The 16,765-nt window shown below is 70.4% G+C and carries 12 protein-coding genes; 7 read left to right on the top strand and 5 right to left on the bottom strand.

Features of this window, described 5'->3' with window-relative positions; all coding sequences use genetic code 11:
- Nucleotides 1-106: 106 nt before the first annotated feature.
- Both M2165_RS11580 and ssb read right to left on the bottom strand, forming a co-directional pair.
- Complete coding sequence (locus M2165_RS11580) at nucleotides 107-1,372, bottom strand: sodium:proton antiporter (RefSeq protein WP_280814778.1); 1,266 nt, start codon at nucleotides 1,370-1,372, stop codon at nucleotides 107-109.
- A gap of 169 nt (nucleotides 1,373-1,541) precedes the next feature.
- Entirely contained in the window at nucleotides 1,542-2,087 is a 546-nt protein-coding gene (gene ssb, locus M2165_RS11575; RefSeq protein ID WP_280814777.1) for a single-stranded DNA-binding protein, read from the bottom strand.
- 135 nt (nucleotides 2,088-2,222) lie between these two features.
- On the opposite strand from ssb, the gene M2165_RS11570 reads away from it, so the two are divergent.
- From M2165_RS11570 to M2165_RS11560, 3 genes are read left to right on the top strand one after another with little or no spacing between them, the layout of a single operon-like run.
- On the top strand, nucleotides 2,223-3,605 hold the full coding sequence (locus M2165_RS11570; RefSeq protein WP_280814776.1) for a chloride channel protein: 1,383 nt from the start codon (nucleotides 2,223-2,225) through the stop codon (nucleotides 3,603-3,605).
- Between the two features lie 18 nt (nucleotides 3,606-3,623).
- Nucleotides 3,624-6,752, top strand: a complete 3,129-nt coding sequence (uvrA, locus tag M2165_RS11565) for an excinuclease ABC subunit UvrA (protein ID WP_280814775.1) — start codon at nucleotides 3,624-3,626, stop codon at nucleotides 6,750-6,752.
- 44 nt (nucleotides 6,753-6,796) lie between these two features.
- Nucleotides 6,797-7,684 carry a DMT family transporter gene (locus tag M2165_RS11560; protein ID WP_280814774.1) on the top strand — a complete coding sequence of 296 codons (888 nt, stop codon included), beginning with the start codon at nucleotides 6,797-6,799 and terminating at the stop codon, nucleotides 7,682-7,684.
- Nucleotides 7,685-7,827: 143 nt separating this feature from the next.
- On the opposite strand, the gene M2165_RS11555 is transcribed toward M2165_RS11560, so the two are convergent.
- The 3 genes from M2165_RS11555 to M2165_RS11545 form a co-directional block, all read right to left on the bottom strand.
- Nucleotides 7,828-8,568, bottom strand: a complete 741-nt coding sequence (locus tag M2165_RS11555) for a GntR family transcriptional regulator (protein ID WP_280817519.1) — start codon at nucleotides 8,566-8,568, stop codon at nucleotides 7,828-7,830.
- Between the two features lie 31 nt (nucleotides 8,569-8,599).
- Entirely contained in the window at nucleotides 8,600-10,375 is a 1,776-nt protein-coding gene (locus M2165_RS11550; RefSeq protein WP_280814773.1) for a glycerol-3-phosphate dehydrogenase/oxidase, read from the bottom strand.
- 120 nt (nucleotides 10,376-10,495) lie between these two features.
- Entirely contained in the window at nucleotides 10,496-11,986 is a 1,491-nt protein-coding gene (locus tag M2165_RS11545) for an FGGY family carbohydrate kinase (RefSeq protein WP_280814772.1), read from the bottom strand.
- Nucleotides 11,987-12,167: 181 nt separating this feature from the next.
- Here M2165_RS11545 and M2165_RS11540 point away from each other — a divergent pair, with 181 nt between their 5' ends.
- The 4 genes from M2165_RS11540 to M2165_RS11525 are packed head-to-tail and all read left to right on the top strand — an operon-like array spanning nucleotide 12,168 to nucleotide 16,730.
- Entirely contained in the window at nucleotides 12,168-13,205 is a 1,038-nt protein-coding gene (locus M2165_RS11540; protein WP_280814771.1) for a substrate-binding domain-containing protein, read from the top strand.
- Entirely contained in the window at nucleotides 13,202-14,725 is a 1,524-nt protein-coding gene (locus M2165_RS11535; protein WP_280814770.1) for a sugar ABC transporter ATP-binding protein, read from the top strand. Before M2165_RS11540 ends, M2165_RS11535 begins: the two co-directional genes overlap by 4 nt.
- Complete coding sequence (locus M2165_RS11530) at nucleotides 14,722-15,738, top strand: ABC transporter permease (protein ID WP_280814769.1); 1,017 nt, start codon at nucleotides 14,722-14,724, stop codon at nucleotides 15,736-15,738. Before M2165_RS11535 ends, M2165_RS11530 begins: the two co-directional genes overlap by 4 nt.
- Nucleotides 15,739-15,749: 11 nt before the next feature.
- A complete protein-coding gene (locus M2165_RS11525; protein WP_280817518.1) occupies nucleotides 15,750-16,730 on the top strand; it encodes an aldo/keto reductase in 981 nt (326 codons plus the stop codon).
- Nucleotides 16,731-16,765: the final 35 nt, after the last annotated feature.

Raw genomic sequence — 16,765 nt, 5'->3', positions numbered from 1 at the left:
AGAGCGACGCCACGCCGCGCCCCGGCAGGGCATGGGCGAGCCGCGGCGGCCGGCCGGCGCTCACCGCGGCACTCCGGCCGGGCGTGCCGGCAGGCGCAAGCGCACCTCAGGCATGGCCATGGGGCGCGGCGCCTTCTTCGGCCGCCACGCTGCGCCGCGTGACCTTGCCGATGGTCAGGCCCTGCACGAGGATGGAGAACACCACGACGCAGTAGGTGAGCGCGAGGATCGTGTCGCGTGCCGGGCCGCCCGGCAGCGACAGCGCGAGCGCCACCGAGATGCCGCCGCGCAGCCCGCCCCAGGTCAGCACCTGCGAGGCGCCCGCGGGCAGCCGGAAGAATCCGCGCAGCGTGCCCACCGGCAGTCCCACCGTGAGCCACCGCGCGAGCAGCGTGACGACGATGGCGACCGCGCCGCCGGCGATGTGGTGGTTGTCGAACGCGATCAGCAGCACTTCCATGCCGATCAGCACGAACAGCACCGCGTTGAGGATTTCGTCGAGCAGCTCCCAGAACATGTCGATGTAGCGCCGCGTGGTGTCGGACATCGCGGTCGCGCGCCCGCGGTTGCCGATGATCAGCCCCGTGACCACCATCGCCAGCGGGCCCGAGATGTGCAGATGGCTCGCGAGCGCATAGCCGCCGAGCACCGCCGCCAGCGTGAGCAGCACCTCGACGTGGTACTGGTCCACGCTCTTGAGCAGCCGGTAGAGCACGTAGCCGAGCCCCAGGCCGAAGGCGAGCCCCCCGCCCGCCTCGCGCGCGAGCAGTTCGACGGCGGCGCCCGCGCTCGGCGCGCTGCCGCTCGTCACCATGCCGAGGATCAGCGCGAAGATCACCACGCCGATGCCGTCGTTGAACAGCGACTCGCCCGCGACGACCAGCTCGAGGTTGCGCGGCGCCCCGGCCGACTTGAGGATGCCCATCACCGCGATCGGGTCGGTGGGCGAGATCAGCGCGCCGAACAGCAGGCAGTACAGCAGCGGCAGCTCCACGCCCACCCACGGAAGCACCACCGACATCGCGAAGCCCACCACCAGCGTGGAGGCGAGCGTGCCCACCAGCGCCAGCGCGCCGACCTGCCAGCGGTACGACCGCAGGTCGCTCAGGTCCACGTGCAGCGCGCCCGCGAACAGCAGCAGCGACAGCATGCCCTGCATCAGGACTTCGGAGAAATCGATCGAGCGCACGAAGGACTCCTCGTACTGCCGCAGGCCGTGGTCCAGCCCCAGCGTGTCGAGCAGCACGATGCCGAGCGACAGCACCAGCGCGATCACCATCACGCCGATGGTGGTCGGCAGCCGGATGAAGCGATGGTTCAGATAGGCGAAGAGCGCGGTGACGACCAGGCAGGTCGCGGCGATGTCGAGCATGGGCGTCGCTTTTCTTGCGGAGAAGGCCGCATTGTCGCCATCGACGGCCGCATGGCTACATGCTTCGGGCCGGCCCGGTCGGTCTGCACGGCGCGCGTTTGCGCCCTGCCCCCATGAAAAAAGGCCGGCTCCGAAGAGCCGGCCCGGCCGGTGAAGCGGCGACGAGGCTTCAGAACGGGATGTCGTCGTCCATGTCGTCGAAGCCCGACGACGACTTGGCCGGTGCCTGGCGCGGTGCGGGCGCCGGTGCGCGCGGCGCGGCTGCGGGCGCGCGCGGGGCATAGCCGCCGCCACCACCACCGCCTTGCGAGTAGCCGCCGCCACCGCCCTGCGAATAGCCGCCGTCGTCGTCGCCGCCGCCCGAGGGGCCGCCCTGGCCCTGGCGGCTGCCGAGCATCTGCATCTGGTCGGCGCGGATCTCGGTGGTGTATTTCTCGATGCCGTCCTTGTCGGTCCACTTGCGCGTGCGCAGGCTGCCTTCGATGTAGACCTGCGAACCCTTGCGCAGGTACTGGCCGGCGATCTCGGCCAGGCGGCCGTTGAACACGATGCGGTGCCATTCGGTGGCTTCGCGCATTTCGCCGCTCTGCTTGTCCTTCCAGCGATCGGTGGTGGCCACGGTGACGTTCGCGACCTGGTCGCCGCTCGGGAAGGTACGCATTTCGGGATCGCGCCCCAGATTGCCGACGACGATGACTTTGTTGACCGATGCCATATGCACTGCCCCTGATAAGTGGATGGAGGAGGAGGAAAAAAAGAACCCTGCATTGTGCCCGATGCCCGCGATCCGGGCACCGGTCGCGGCCACGCGACCGGGCGGGCCGCGGGCCGGATGCCAGAATGCACCGGCATGGATCACGAACCGGACTTCCTCGAGCATCTGCGTGCCGAGCTGTCGAGCGGCCGCGTCTGGCTCGACCGGGCGATCGTGCTCGGCTACGCCATTCTGGCCGGGCTCTTCGTGGTGGGCTTCACGCTCGCGAGCGACTGGGTCTTCGCGCGCTTCCACGGCCTCTACGCCCGATGGCCCTGGGCCGTGCTCGTCACCACGCCGCTGATCACCACGGGCATCGTCTGGTGCACGCGGCGCTTCTTCCCCGGCGCGGGCGGCTCGGGCATCCCGCAGATCAAGGCCGCGCTGCATCCGGCGCTGCCCGCGCAGCGGCGCTTCGTCTTCGCGTCGCTGCGGCTCACGCTCGCGAAGATCGGCCTGGGCGCGGCCGGTTTCGCCGCCGGGCTGTCGATCGGCCGCGAGGGGCCGTCGGTGCAGGTGGCGGCCGGCGTCATGCAGCATGCGCGGCGCTGGCTCTCGCCCAACACCGGCATCGATGCGCGGGCGCTGCTGGTGGCCGGCGGGGCCGCGGGCATCGCGGCCGCCTTCAACGCGCCGCTCGCGGGCGTGGTGTTCGCCATCGAGGAGCTCTCGGGCCGGCTCGAGGCGCGCTCCAGCGGCCTGATCATCACGGGCATCGTGCTGGCGGGCCTGGTGGCGGTGTCGGTCTTCGGCAACGTCAGCTATTTCGGCGTGATCCGCGTGCCGCGGCTCGGCTGGGACGCATTCGGCCCCGGCCTGCTGGTGGCGCTGCTGAGCGGCGTGGCCGGCGGGCTGTTCGCGCGGCTGCTGATCGCCTCGCTGACCGGCACGGCGGGCCGCTTCCAGCGCTGGCGCGCGCGTTATCCGCTGCGCTTCGCGGCCATCGTCGGGCTGGCGATCGCGGTCATCGGGCTGGTGACGGGCGGCGTCACCTTCGGCGCCGGCTCCGAGGCCGTCAAGCAGATGCTGCAGGGCCACGACGAGCTCACGCCGCTCTACACCGTTCTGAAGTTCGTCGCCACCTGGCTCACGGCCTGGACCGGCGTGCCGGGCGGCATCTTCGCGCCGTCGCTGTCGATCGGCGCCGGCATCGGCGACGCGGTGGCCGGCTTCGCGCACAGCGACCTCGGGCCCGCGCTCATCGCCATGGGCATGGCGGGCTTCCTGGCCGCGGTCACGCAGGCGCCGCTCACCGCCTTCATCATCGTGATGGAGATGGTCGACGGCCACGCGATGGTGCTGAGCCTGATGGCGGCGGCCATGCTCGCGAGCCTGATCTCGCGCATGATCAGCCGGCCGCTCTACGACACGCTGGCCGAGCACATGGTCGGCCGCGCCATCGGCAGCACCGAACCGGTGCATCCGCCGCCGCCCGAGGCGCCCCGGCCGCCACCGCCACAACCCGACCCCTCGCCATGAAATCGAGGGCGGTCTATCATGTCCGGTTGCCTTCGGACGATCGCCCCCTTGAATTCAAAAGCCACTGACACAGCAGCAGAAGCAGAGCGCGAAAGCGGACGGGACGCCTACCTCGGCGCGGTCCTCGCGCAACAGCGCATCAGCATCCGCGGCGCGCGCACGCACAACCTCAAGAACGTCGACCTCGACATCCCGCGCAACAAGCTGGTGGTGATCACCGGCCTGTCGGGCTCGGGCAAGTCGAGCCTGGCCTTCGACACGCTCTATGCTGAAGGGCAGCGGCGCTACGTCGAGAGCCTGTCGGCCTATGCTCGCCAGTTCCTGCAGCTCATGGACAAGCCCGACGTCGACGTGATCGAGGGGCTTTCGCCCGCGATCAGCATCGAGCAGAAGGCCACCAGCCACAACCCGCGCTCCACCGTGGGCACGGTGACCGAGATCCACGACTACCTGCGGCTGCTCTATGCGCGCGCCGGCACGCCCTTCTGCCCCGAGCACCACCTGCCGCTGCAGGCGCAGACGGTGTCGCAGATGGTGGATGCGACGCTCGCGCTCGGCGAGGAGCCCCGGCTCATGATCCTGGCGCCGGTCGCGCGCGAGAAGAAGGGCGAGTTCCTCGAACTCTTCGCCGAGATGCAGGCCGCGGGCTACGTGCGCTTCCGCGTCGACGGCCAGACCTTCGAATACAACGACCTGCCCAAGCTCAAGAAGACCGAGAAGCACGACATCGACGTGGTGATCGACCGGCTGCGCGCGCGCCCCGACATGCAGCAGCGCCTGGCCGAGAGCTTCGAGGCCGCGCTGCGCCTGGCCGAAGGGCGCGCGATCGTGCTCGAACTCGGCACAAGGGCGGAAGGCAGCGCCGACGGCGCTGCGGGCGCGCCCGACCGCGAGCACCTGTTCAACGCCAAGTTCGCCTGCCCGATCTGCCACTACTCGCTGTCGGAACTCGAGCCGCGGCTCTTCTCGTTCAACTCGCCCGTGGGCGCCTGCCCGAGCTGCGACGGCCTGGGCCACCGCGAGGTGTTCGATCCCACGCGCGTGGTCGCCTTCCCTTCGCTGTCGCTCGCGAGCGGCGCGATCAAGGGCTGGGACCGCCGCAACGGCTACTACTTCAGCATGATCGAGAGCGTCGCGAAGCACTACCGGTTCGACGTCGACGCGCCCTGGGAGACGCTGCCCGCCTCGGTGCAGCAGGTGCTGCTCTACGGTTCGGCGGCCGAGGAGATCAAGTTCAACTACACCATGGAGTCGGGCAACTTCGCGGGCAAGAAGCTCACGAAGAAGCATCCCTTCGAGGGGATCATCCCGAACATGACGCGGCGCTACCGCGAGACCGATTCGGCCATGGTGCGCGAGGACCTCGCGCGCTTCCGCAACCTGCAGCCCTGCCCCGACTGCGGCGGCTCGCGCCTGCGGCCCGAGGCGCGCAACGTGTTCCTGGTGGACGAGTCGAACCGGCCCGCCGACGGCGGCGAGGCGCCGCGCATGGCCATCTACGAGCTGAGCCGCCTCACGCTGCGCGATTCCTTCGCCTGGTTCCAGCATCTGAAGCTGCGCGGCGCCAAGGCCGAGATCGCCGACAAGGTGGTGCGCGAAATCGGCCTGCGGCTCAAGTTCCTCAACGACGTGGGCCTCAACTACCTGAGCCTGGACCGCAGCGCCGAGACCCTCTCGGGCGGCGAGGCGCAGCGCATCCGGCTCGCCTCGCAGATCGGCTCGGGCCTCACGGGCGTGATGTACGTGCTCGACGAACCGAGCATCGGCCTGCACCAGCGCGACAACGACCGGCTGATCGGCACCTTGAAGCATCTGCGCGACATCGGCAACAGCGTGATCGTGGTCGAGCACGACGAGGACATGATCCATGCCGCCGACCACGTGATCGACATGGGTCCGGGCGCCGGCGTGCACGGCGGGCGCGTGATGGCGCAGGGCACCTGCGCCGAGGTCTCGGCCAACCCCGGCTCGCTGACCGGCCAGTACCTTTCGGGCGCGAAGAAGATCGAGGTGCCGAAGCACCGCACGCCCTGGCTGCCGGTGGTCAAGCAGCCGGCCTTCAACGAAGGCAGGAAGGCCTCGCGCTTTCCGCCCAGCCCCGCGGCCGAACGGCGCGCGGCACGCGAGGCCGCGCACCTTGCCACGCAGACCGCGCTGCAGGAGATCCGCGTCGTCGGCGCCACCGGCAACAACCTGAAGAACGTGAGCGTGGCCTTCCCGGTCGGCCTGCTGACCTGCGTGACCGGCGTCTCGGGCTCGGGCAAGTCCACGCTCGTGAACGACACGCTCTATGCGGCGGTGGCACGCACGCTCTACCGCGCGCACGAGGAGCCGGCCGCGCACGAGGCGGTCGAGGGCATCGAGTACTTCGACAAGGTCATCAACGTCGACCAGAGCCCGATCGGCCGCACGCCGCGCAGCAACCCCGCCACCTACACCGGCCTGTTCACGCCGATCCGCGAGCTCATGGCCGAGACCAACACCGCACGCGAGCGCGGCTACGGCCCCGGGCGCTTCAGCTTCAACGTGGCGGGCGGACGCTGCGAGGCCTGCCAGGGCGATGGCGTGGTCAAGGTCGAGATGCACTTCCTGCCCGACGTGTACGTGCCCTGCGAGGTCTGCCACGGCCAGCGCTACAACCGCGAGACGCTCGAGGTGCAGTACAAGGGCAGGAACATCGCGCAGATCCTCGAGATGACGGTCGAGACCGCGCACGAGTTCCTGAAGGCCGTGCCGACCATCGAGCGCAAGCTGCGCACGCTGCTCGACGTGGGCCTCTCCTACATCAAGCTCGGCCAGTCGGCCACCACGCTCTCGGGCGGCGAGGCGCAGCGCGTGAAGCTCGCGCTCGAGCTCAGCAAGCGCGACACCGGCCGCACCCTCTACATCCTCGACGAGCCGACCACCGGCCTGCACTTCGCCGACATCGAGCTGCTGCTCAAGGTGCTGCACCAGCTGCGCGACGCGGGCAACACCATCGTGGTGATCGAGCACAACCTCGACGTCATCAAGACCGCCGACTGGCTCATCGACATGGGCCCCGAGGGCGGCGCGGGCGGCGGCACGGTGGTGAGCGAAGGCACGCCGGAGGACATCGCGGCGAACGAGGCGAGCCATACGGGGCGGTATCTGAAGCGGCTGCTGTAGCGGCTGCCTGCACGAAAGCGCACGCCGCGCCACAATCGCGGCCCATGCCTTCCTTCACGCCGCGCCAGTTCACCCTGCTCGTCCTGCTGACCCTCGCATGGGGGCTCAACTGGCCCGTGATGAAGCTGGGGGTGGCCGACTATCCGCCGCTCGCGTTCCGCGCCATCTCGATCTGGCTCGGCCTTCCGGTGCTGGCGCTCGCGCTGGTGTGGATGAAGGTGCCGTTCCGCGTGCCGCGCAGCGCCTGGCCCGAGCTGCTGTGGCTGGGCGCGACCAACATGTTCGTCTGGCACGCCTGCATCATCCTCGCGGTGAAGGCGCTCTCGGGCGGGCGGGCGGCGATCCTGGGCTACACGATGCCGGTGTTCTCGGCGGTGATCGGCGCGCTGCTGTTCTCGGCGGTGCTGACGCGGCGCGCCTGGATCGGCGTGGGTGCCTGCGCGGTCGGCGTCGGGCTGCTGCTGTGGCACGAGCTCACCGACTTCGCGGGGCGTCCCGGCTACGTGGCGCTCGCGCTGGTGGCGGCCGCGACCTGGGCGCTGGGCACGCAGCTCCTGCGCCACACGCGCATCGGGCTGCCGACGCTCACGCTCTCGTTCTGGATGACGGCGCTGACGGCCGTGGTGATGACGGTGCTGTCGCTGCTGTTCGAACGCGGCGCATGGCGCTGGCCCGGCGCGGTGAGCTGGGCATCGATCGGCTACAACGCGGTGCTGATCTTCGGCTTCGCGCATGCCGCATGGTTCTACCTCGCACGCGGCCTGCCGCCCGTGGCCTCGACGCTGAGCGTGATGTTCATTCCGGTGCTCGGCGTGTTCAGCGGCGCCGTGTGGCTCGGCGAGGTCGTGCACTGGCAGGACGGGGTCGCGGTGGCGCTGATGATGGTCGCGATCGCGTCGGTGCTGTGGCCTTCGAAGGCACACGAGCGCTGAAAATCCGGACAGCCGAACGCAGAAGAAATACAAAAGTTGCGCAGAGGTCGCAGAAGGAAGAACCAGAAGGAATTTTTTGTCTTCCTTCTGCGACCTCTGCGGAATCTTCGCGACTTCTGCGTTCGGCTGTCCGCTCCCGCCCCTCAGGTCGTCGTCTGCACGTGCAGGCGGCTCGTCTTGCAGCGATGCAGCGCGCGGTAGTGCTCGAGCGGCCGGCCGTTGGCGCCGTAGGCGATCGATTCGATGCGCAGCAGGGGCTCGGGCTGCGGCAGGTCGAGCAGGCGGCAGGTGTCGGCGTCGGGCAGCACGGCGTCGATCCAGCGCTCGGCGCGCACCAGGCGCAGGCCGTACTGGCGGCGCAGCACGTCGTAGAGCGAGCGGTCTTCCAAGCGCGTGCGGTGCAGGCCGGGCGCGAGGTCGGCGGGCACCACGGTCTCGACCAGCAGGCGCAGCTCGCCGTCGACGCTGCGCAGCCGCTTGAGCGCCACCACCTGCGCGCTCTCGTCGGCCAGGCCCAGCGAGGCCGCCTCCTGCTCGGTGGGCAGGCGCAGCTCCTGCGTGAGGATCTGCGTGCGCACCGAGCGGCCCTTGCGCTCCATCTCGTCGGAGAAGCCGAGCACGGTGGAGACGAAGTCCTCGTCGCGTTCGCGCGCCGAGACGAAGGCGCCGCGGCCCTTGATCTTGTAGATCAGGTTGTTGCGCACCAGGTCGGCCAGCGCCTCGCGCACCACGATGCGCGAGATGCCGAACTGCTCGCCGAGCTCGGCCTCCGAGGGCAGCTTGGCGCCCACGGGCAGCGCGCCCTGCAGGATCTGCATGCGCAGCGCATCGCGGAACTGCGCCCACAGCGGCGATTCGGAATTGCGGTCGAGCACGGTCGACATGTCGCGGTCGGTGATGGTGGAACTGTTCACTTCAGGACGGGCCCAGCGCGGGGCTGGGCATCAATGATGCATCGAATGGCAGGGCCTCATTCTGCGGCTCCGGTGCGGCGCCGGCCTGGAGCCGCACGCCATGCCGCTCGCGCAGCGCGGTGGCGCAGGCGTGCAGTTCGGCGCGCGCGCGTTCGGCATCCCAGCCGAGCGCCTCGGCCGCGACGCCGGCGATCTCCGCCAGCGCGGCATCGGTGACGAGGCCGCGGATCGCGAGCAGCGTGCGCCGGATCACGAGGTCGTCGAGATGCACCACGCCGGTCTCGAGGCAGAGCCACGAGAGCTCGGCCACCGAGTAGTCCGCGGCATGCAGCAGCGGCACGTCGCCCGAGGCCGCGAGCCGCTGCGCGAGCGGCAGGGCCTTGGAGCCGTAGCGCGAGAAAAGGCTCAGCGCGCGCGCGCGGCCGATGCCCGGGGCCGCCGTCATCTTCTCGATGAAGCGCTCGGTGGCCGCCGCATCGGCCGGCAGTTCGGCGCCGCCGCCGATCGGCAGCAGCTCGGTGGAGGCGGTGCGCGCGCGGCCCAGCAGCTGCAGCACCTCGTTGCTCGCTTCCTCGGCCAGCGAACGGAAGGTGGTCCACTTGCCGCCGACGAGATTCACGATGGCGACGTCGCGCGTGGCGTTCGGCGGATCGACCGCCACCGAATGGTCGCGCGAGATCTGGCCCGGCTTGTCGGCGTCGGAGCGCGCGAGCGGACGCACGCCGACGTAGGTGTAGACCACGTCGTCGCGCCCGAAGGCGAGGTTGGGAAAGACCTCGCGCAGCACGTCCATCAGGTAGTCGACCTCGGCCGGCTCGGTGGCGATCTGGTCGGGGTCCTCGACCGGGATGTCGGTGGAGCCCACGAGCACGCGGTCGAGGAAGGGATAGACGATGCACACGCGCCCGTCCACCGCCTCGAAGTAGGCCATGCGGCCGTCGAGCGCATCGCGCAGCGGCGGATGGTCGAGCACGAGGTGCGAGCCCTTGGTGCCCATCACGCGCGGGCCGGCGCCGCCGAGCACCGCCGCGCTGCGGTCGAGCCAGGCGCCGGTGGCGTTGACCACCGTGTCGGCGGTCACGCGCACCAGTGCGCCGGTGATCTCGTCGCGCAGCGTGAGGATGTTGCCCGCGCAGCCGGTCACGCGGCAGTAGTTGGCGGCGGCGGAGCGCGGCTGGTCGCGGCAGGCATCGGCGATGAGTTCCAGGATCAGCCATTCGGGATGGCTGATCCAGGCGTCGAAGAAGGTGGCGGTCCAGCGGATCGCGGCGCGGAACAGGCCGCGGTCGGCCGGCGGCACGCGGCCGATGCGGTGCCCCGGCATCACGCGCTGGCGCCGGCCCAGCAGGTCGTACAGGCGCAGGCCCAGCGCCACCGCCAGCAGCCCGCGCGTGCGCTGCGGCGGCGTTCGGCCGAAGAACTTGAGCGCGCTGCTCATCAGGCCGCCGAAGAAGCTCGCGAGCGGCACCACGGTCTTGAGCGGCCGCACCAGGTGCGCGGCGTTGCGCAGCAGCAGGTTGCGCTCGCGCGTGGCCTCGGCCACGAGCGAGAAGCTGCCGTTCTCGAGGTAGCGCAGGCCGCCGTGGATCATGCGCGACGGCGCACTGCTGGCGCCGGCGCCGAAGTCGCCCTTGTCGACGATCAGGCAGTCCACGCGCTGCAGCGAGAGGTCGCGGAACACGCCGACGCCGTTGATGCCGGCGCCCACGATCACGGTGGAGAAATGGCGCCCCGCGAGCGAGGCCGAGCGCACGAAGGGCAGCTGCCAGGCGCTCATGGGGAAACCTCCGCGCTGCGCGCTGCGGTGCGAGCGCCTTCGGGCGGCCGTGCGGCGCTCATAGAAAAACCTCCGCGCTGCGCGCTGCGGTGCGCGCGCCTTCGGGCGGCCGTGCGGCGCTCATCGCGCACCGCCGTTGGCAAGGTGGGTGAATGCAGGTGACATGCTGTCGATCAGTTGGTTGAAGTCGGCGTGGAAATCGGCGTGGGCGCGGGCCTGGGCGTCGTCGGGCTCGATGGCTTCGCAGGGCGCGAGCAGCGCGCTGCCGGGCGCGGCGTCGCCGAGGCCCTGCGACATCGCCGCATAGAGCGCGGCGCCGCGGGCGCCGGTCTCGTCGTCGGCGCAGCGCTCGACCGGCCGGCCCAGGAAGCTGGCCAGCAGGCGCACGAGGCGCGCATCGCTCGCGCCGCCGCCGAGCACCGTGAGCGCCGCGACCTCGAGCCCGCCCGCGGCGAGCCGCTGCAGGTGGCGCGCATGCAGCGCCGCCACCGCATCGACCACGGCCCGCGCCATGTCCGCGCGCGTGTGGTGGCTCTTGAGGCCGACGAAGCCTGCCGTCACGCCGCCCCCGCCATTGACGAAGGGCAGGAAGCGCAGGCCGCCGGCGCCGAGCGGCACCGTCATGGCCAGGTCGACCACCGCGCGCGCATCGGGCAGCGCGAGCACGCCCGCGAGCCATGCGATGTTGGCCATCGACGAGGGGCTGTTCTCCATGTAGAGCCGCTCGCGCGCGCGGCCGAAGTTCACGATCGCGGCGACGGCGGGCTTGGGCTCGACCACCGGGCCGATGACCGCGTTGACGCTCCAGGTGCCGAAGACCGAGACCGCACGGCCGCGCCCTTCGGCGCAGATCGCAGTCATGGAGGCGAGCAGGTCGATCGCGCCCATCGCCACCGGAATGCCCGCGGGCAGGCCGCAGCGCGCGGCTTCCTCGGCGCGCAGCCGGCCGATCACGCTGCCGCTCGGCAGGAGCGGGCCAAAGGCGCGCGCGCCGAGGTCCGCGAGGCCCGAGGCCTCGAAGGCCGCCTGCGACCAGCCGCCCGATGCGAGCGAGACCAGGCCCGCGGTGCTCGCGTCGCTGGCGTCGGTCGCGATCTCGCCGGTGAGCAGGAAGCCGAGGTAGTCCTTGGCGAAGAGCAGGCGCTGCAGCTCGCCGCGCTGCACCGCATCGGCGCCGAGCAGCTCGGCCGCGATCACGGTGGGCTGCCCCGGCCAAGGGCTGCAGCCCACGTCGTCGAAGAGCCGCGGCCCGTGGCGCGCGGCGAGCGCCCGCGCCCGCGCGTCGGCGCGCTGGTCGGTGGAGGCGACGGCCCGGCCGCCGACGAGTTCGCCCTGCGCGTCGAGCGCATAGAGGCCGGCGCCGTGGCCGGTGCAGGCCATGGCCCGGACCTCGGCCGCGCGCGGGCCGAGCTGGTGGGCGATGTCGCGCAGCACGTGCGTGAGCGCGGCGCGGATGTCCGCCGCGCGCACCTCGCAGCCGCCGCCGGCCAGGCGCAGGTGCGGCAGCGGCATGCGGGACAGGGCGACGCTGCGGCCGCTCGCGGCCTCGAGGGCCAGCGCCTTGAGGCTGCTCGACCCCATGTCGACGCCGATCAATATATTGGGCTTCATGTCATAACAGCTTCGGCGCAACCGATGCCACTCGCCAGTAGCGTTTCCCCTAGTTATCTTGGAAGATGGCGTGAGATTACATTCTACCTGTCATAACAACTGAAATGACAACCCCGGTCCCGATGGTCTGCCCGCAACGGCAGATCGCAGGCTCTGCCAGTTCATGCGAGGAGACGAAAAAATGAGGCGAAATTTCCTGAAGTCCGCAGCGGCCGCCGGCATCGGCCTGGCCGGCACCCGCGCATTCGCGCAGCAGCAGCCCGCACCCGCCGCCGGGCTGCGCGGCAACCCGAACGACGTCTACGTGATGAACGTGATGGTCTCGGGCGTCGAGTACTGGTTCCCGGTCTACGAAATGATGAAGCAGCTCGGCCGCACGCTCGGCGTGCGCACGCGCTACACCGGCACGCCGGAGTACGACGTGAACAAGCAGCTGGCCTCGTTCGAGCAGGAGCTCGCGCGCAAGCCCGCGGGCATCCTGCTGCATCCGATGAACCCCGATCCCTTCATCGAGCCGATCAACCGCGCGGTGGCGATGGGCATCCCGGTCGTGACCTTCGCGGCCGATTCGCCGAACTCCAAGCGCGCCTCGTTCATCACCTCGGACAACGACCGCGAGGGCACGCAGGCGGCCGATGCGATCGCCGCCGCGCTCGGCGGCAAGGGCGAGTACGCGGTGCTCGAGAACCCGGGCCAGGACAACCACGACCGCCGCATCGCGGCCTTCATCAACCGCATGAAGACCAAGCACCCGGGCATGAAGCTGGCCGGGCGCGCCGCGAGCAACCAGGACCCGAGCAAGGCCTACCAGGCGGTGCTGAGCCTCGCGCAGGCCAACCCGAACCTGGGCGCGCTGTTCATGCCCGAGGCCAACTCCGCCCTCGGCGCGGCGCAGGCCAAGATCGAGACCAAGAAGAACATCCGCGTGATGTGCTGCGACGTGAACGCCAAGATCCTCGACATGATCAAGGCCGGCGACGTGTTCGGCGCGATCAACCCGAACCAGGGCATGCAGGGCTACATGGGCATGATGATGCTGTTCCTCGCCAAGAACCCGCAGCTCATCGATCCGATGAACGACGCCAAGCGCAACGGCACCAACCCGATGTCGGTGCCCTTCCTCGACAACGGCCTGTCGGTGGTCAGCAAGGCCAACGCCGACGACTTCTACTGGGACAAGTACCTCGCGCGCCGCGGCACCAAGGGAATCGGCGAGTGAGCACCTCGGCCGCATTGCTTGAACTGCGCGGCATCGCGAAGCGCTTCGGCGCTTCGCGCGCGCTCTCGGGCGTGGACTTCTCGCTCGCCGCGGGCGAGATCCACGCGCTGTGCGGCGAGAACGGCGCGGGCAAGTCGACGCTGATGAACATCATCGACGGCATCCACCAGCCCGACGAAGGCGAGATCCTGCTCGAAGGCCGCAAGGTCGTGATCGACGGCCCCGCGCACGCGATGCGCCTGGGCATCGGCCTGGTGCACCAGGAGATCGCGCTGTGCGCCGACGCCACCGTGGCCGAGAACATCTTCATGCCCGAGATCAACGCCGGGCGCGACCGGTGGATGGACTTCGCAAGCCTTAACGCGCGCGCCGCCCGCGTGCTGCAGCGCCTCGGCCAGGACATCGACCCGGCGCTGCCGGTGCGCGAACTGAGCCTGTCGAACCAGCAGCTGGTGGAGATCGCCAAGGCGCTCACGCTCGACTGCAAGGTGCTGATCCTCGACGAGCCCACGGCCGCGCTCACCGACAACGAATCGGCCGCGCTGTTCCGCGTGCTGCACGACCTGAAGGCGCAGGGCATCGGCATCATCTACATCAGCCACCGCATGGCCGAGATCTTCACGCATGCCGACCGCGCCACCGTGCTGCGCGACGGCCGCAACGTGCACTGCGGACCGATCGTCGAACTCACGCCCGACGAGCTGGTGCGCCGCATGGTCGGCCGCGACCTCGGCAACTACTACCCGCCCAAGCAGGCCGCGCCGGCCGAGGTGCAGGCGCCGGTGCTGGAGGTGAACGACATCGCCGACGGCGAGCGCGTGCACGGCGTGTCGTTCGCGCTCGCGCGCGGCGAGATCCTCGGCATCGCGGGCCTGATGGGCGCCGGCCGCAGCGAACTGGCCGAAACCCTCTGCGGCCTGCGCGCCGCGAAGCGCGGCAGCGTGCGGCTCAACGGCCGCGCGCTCGCGATCCGCAAGTACAGCGACGCGCTCGCCGAAGGCATCGCCTACCTCAGCGAGGACCGCAAGGCGGCCGGCGTGTTCCTCGACCTGCCGATCGCGCAGAACGTCTCGTCGATGGCGCTCGGCCGCGTGAGCTCGGGCTGGGGCCTCTTGCAGCGCGCGGCGGAGCACCGGCTCGCACGCGAACTCGGCGCGCGGCTCAAGCTCAAGTCCGACGGCGTGGCGATCGAGGTGGCCAGCCTCTCGGGCGGCAACCAGCAGAAGGTGGCGATCGCCAAGCTGCTGGCCACCAACCCCGCGGTGCTGCTGATGGACGAGCCCACGCGCGGCGTCGACGTGGGCGCGAAATCGGAGATCCACCACATCCTGCGCGATCTCGCGGACCAGGGCGTGGGCGTGATCGTGATCTCGTCGGAGCTGCCCGAGATCATCGGCCTGTGCGACCGCGCGCTCGTGATCCGCGACGGCCGCGTGGCGGGCGAAGTGGCAGCCGACGACATGACCGAGGAGGCGCTGCTGCGGCTCGCCTCCGGACTCTGCGAACAGGAAACAGCATGAACTACCCCGCACGACTCGACGCCGGCCTCGCGCCGCGGCAGGCCGCAGGCCAGCCCGTGAAACCGCTCCACAGGCTCGCGAGCATGCGCGAGCTGGGCCTGGTGCTCATCATCGCGGCGCTGTGCGTGGCGATGAGCTTCGCATCGCCCTACTTCCTCACCTGGGACAACATCCGCGCGATGCTGCTGTCGTTCTCGATCGAGGGCATCGTGGTGGTGGGCATGACCGTGCTGCTCATCGTGGGCGGCATCGACCTGTCGGTGGGCTCGGTGGTGTGCTTCGCGATGGTGGTCACGGGCAAGCTCTTCCTCATGGGCGTGGACCCGTGGCTCGCGAGCCTGGTGGCGATCGGCCTCTCCGGGCTCATCGGCGCGATGATCGGCGGCTGCGTCACGCGCATCGGGCTCAACCACTTCATCGCCTCGCTGGCCTTCATGGTGATCGTGCGCGGCCTGTGTCTCGCGCTCACGCAGGGCACGCCGCAGTCGCTGTTCTCGCTGCCGGCCGCGTTCAAGTTCATCGGCCAGGGCACGCTGTTCGGCGTGCCGGCCGTGATCCTGATCTTCCTCGCGATCGTGCTGGTGAGCGACTTCGTGCTGCGCCGCTCCACGCTGCTGCGGCGCGTGTTCTACACCGGCAGCAACGAGAAGGCCGCGCTGTACGCGGGCATCCGCACCGGCCGCGTGAAGTTCTGGGTCACGGTGGCCTGCTCGGCCTCGGCCGGCCTCGCGGGCGTGATCTACACCGCGCGCTTCGGCGCCGCCACGCCGACCTTCGGCACCGGCATGGAACTCAACGTGATCGCCGCCGCCGTGATCGGCGGCGCGAGCCTCAAGGGCGGCTCGGGCACGGTGCTCGGCGCGGTGCTGGGCCTGGCGCTGCTGTCGGTGGTGACCAGCTCGCTGATCCTGCTCGACGTGTCGCCCTACTGGCAGGACGTGATCAAGGGCCTGATCCTGCTCGCGGCCGTGACCATCGACCACCTCATGAACACCCGAAAGACCACGCGATGAGTTCCTCGAAGATGAAGCAGACCACCCTCGGCCCCTCCGGCATCCGCTCGTCGGCCATCGGCCTGGGCACCTGGGCGATGGGCGGCTGGATGTGGGGCGGCACGGACAACGCCGCCGCCGTGCTCGCCATCCAGGCCTCGCTCGACGCGGGCGTGACGCTGATCGACACCGCGCCGGCCTACGGCCTCGGCCGCGCCGAGAGCATCGTCGGCACCGCGCTCAAGGGCCGCCGCCAGGAGGCGGTGATCGCCACCAAGTGCGGCCTCGTGTGGCACACGCAGAAGGGCACGCACTTCTTCGACGAGGACGGCCATCCGGTGTACCGCCACCTCGGGCGCGAATCGATCTTCCACGAATGCGAGGAGAGCCTGCGCCGCCTGCAGACCGACTACATCGACCTCTACATCACGCACTGGCAGGACAGCACCACGCCGGTGGCCGAAACCATGGGCGCGCTGCTCGACCTCAAGAAGCAGGGGAAGATCCGCGCCATCGGCGTGAGCAACATCGATCCCGCCACGCTGGCCGAATACCTGCGCCACGGGCCGGTCGATGCGGCGCAGGAGCGCTACAGCCTGATCGACCGCGAGATCGAGCAGGCGCTGGTGCCGCTGTGCGTGGCGCACGACGTGGCGGTGCTCGGCTATTCGTCGCTCGCGCTCGGCCTGCTCGCCGGCCCCATCGATCCGGAGCGCGCGTTCAAGGGCGACGACCAGCGCGCCACCAACCCGCGCTTCAGCGCCGCCAACCGCGCCAAGCTCAAGGCCTTCTTCGAGACGCTCGAGCCGCTGCGCGAGTCGCTCGGCTGTTCCTTCGGCCAGATGATGATCGCGTGGACGCTCGCACGCGGCAGCGTCTCGGTGGCGCTGTGCGGCGCACGCGTGAGCCGGCAGGCGGTCGAGAACGCGGCCGCGGGCGCACTCGCGCTGAACGACGACGCGGTCGCGCGCATCGACGCGGCCGCCGCACGGCATCTGCAGGCGCTCGCCTGAACCGCCCTCCTTTCGCTCCCCTCACCCCACACAAG

This window comes from Variovorax sp. TBS-050B (assembly GCF_029893635.1).
Classification (GTDB): domain Bacteria; phylum Pseudomonadota; class Gammaproteobacteria; order Burkholderiales; family Burkholderiaceae_C; genus Variovorax.
This window is presented reverse-complemented; position numbering and strand designations above follow the sequence as displayed.